This is a genomic window from Kitasatospora sp. NE20-6 (assembly GCF_045862635.1).
Genome location: NZ_BPRL01000155.1, coordinates 1 through 1742 on the forward strand (window position 1 = coordinate 1; position 1742 = coordinate 1742).

At 70.5% G+C, this 1742-nt stretch carries 1 protein-coding gene; it reads left to right on the top strand.

Going from position 1 to position 1742, the window contains the following annotated elements; all coding sequences use genetic code 11:
- Positions 1 to 61: 61 nt before the first annotated feature.
- On the top strand, positions 62 to 1742 hold a 1681-nt coding region (locus SNE206_RS39915), incomplete at its 3' end, for an IS4 family transposase (RefSeq protein ID WP_407918495.1).

Below are 1742 nucleotides of genomic sequence, written 5' to 3' on the forward strand. Positions count from 1 at the left end.
GGGCAACGGGGCCGCGTTGATCAGATAGTCCGCCAAGACTGCTGATCTTCGAGGTGCCCCGTTGCCCGTACGTCATTGTGCCGCGCCGCCGGGTCTGGCGATGCTCTCCCGTGAGTTCATCGTGGCCGCCGGACGGTTCGCGCCCGGCCATCTGGGCGAGTTGACGCAGGTCATACCATTCGAGCTCGTCGACGCGGTCCTGGAGGAGACCGGGTGCGTGCAGCGTCGGCTGCGGGACCTGCCCTCGCGGGTCGGGGTCTACTTCCTGCTGGCGATGTGCCTGTTCCCGGAGGTCGGCTACCGACTGGTCTGGAACAAGCTCACCGCGGTGCTGGTGGGTGCCGGGCTGGAGGTCGCGGAGCCGACCGCGAAGGCCCTTCGGGACCTGCGGCGACGGGTCGGCCCGGCACCGGTCCGCCGCGTGTTCGAGGTCCTGGCCGGGCCACTCGCGCGGCCGGCCACGGTCGGGGTGCGGTTCGGGTGCTTCCGGACGGTCTCCTTCGACGGCTGCAGTTCGATCAGGCTGGCCGACACCGAGCGCAACGTGGAGTGGTTCGGACCCGGTGGCCGGGGCGGCTGCCCGATGCTGGAGCTGATGACGCTGGTGGAGACCGGCACGAGAGCACTGATCGGCGCGGTGTTCGGCCCCACCGACATCGGCGAGACCGCCTACGCCGGCCGACTGCTGCACCATCTGCGCCCGGACATGCTGCTGTTGTGGGACAAGGGCTTCGACGCCAACGCCTTCCTCGCTCAGGTGGCCGGCACCGGAGCGCAGTTCCTCGGACGGATCCGCGCCAACCGCCGCACCCCGGTCCTGGCCCGCCTCACCGACGGCTCCTACCTGTCGGTCATCGGCACCGTTCCGGTCCGCGTCATCGAGGCGCAGGTCGCTGTGACCTTGAACGACGGCACGGCCTTCACCGGCTCCTACCGCCTCGCCACTACTCTGACCTGCGCGAACCGCTACCCGGCCACCGTGCTCGTCACGCTCTACCACCAGCGGTGGGAGCACGAATCGGCCTACTACGCGCTGCGGCACACCCTGGGACAGGGCCGACCGCTGCGGTCGGGCGACCCGGTCGGCGTCGAGCAGGAAATGTGGGCCCAGCTCACGCTCTACCAGGCGCTTCGCACCGTGATGGTCCAGGCTGCCGAGTCCCGGCCGGGCACCGACCCTGACCGCTGCGGCTTCACCATCGCCCTCCAGGCCGCCCGCGACCTCACCGTCCAGGCCGCCGGCATCACCACGCTCCCGAACGCCGGCACCATCGGTGTCATCGGCCGGCGCGTCCTTGCCGGCCTCCTCCCACCCCGCCGGCCCCGCGTCAGCACCCGCAAGGTCCGCTCGCCGGTGTCCCGATACGCCGAGCGGCAGGACGACGGCCGCCCGGACAGCAGCCGGACCGTCACCCGCCTCGACGTCGCCATCCTCGAACCCGCAGATCAACAGCCCCGCTGCCCGCAGCCTCCCGAGACGACCGGCACACCGTCCACTGCGAGCGTCGTCGGCACCGCATCCTCGACCTGCTCCACGAAGAACCCGACCGGCCGTGGCGGCCCCGCGACATCGCGGCCCGCTTCGGCGACATCACCTTGGAGACCATGTATCGACAGCTCAACCGTTGGGCCGCCAACGGCCTCATCCACAAGATCGGGCCCGGCCTCTACACCGCCACACAGTGGTCACCAAACCCCTGGCCACCAGCGGAAATACGTTAACTACCCGGCCTTGGGCGAAG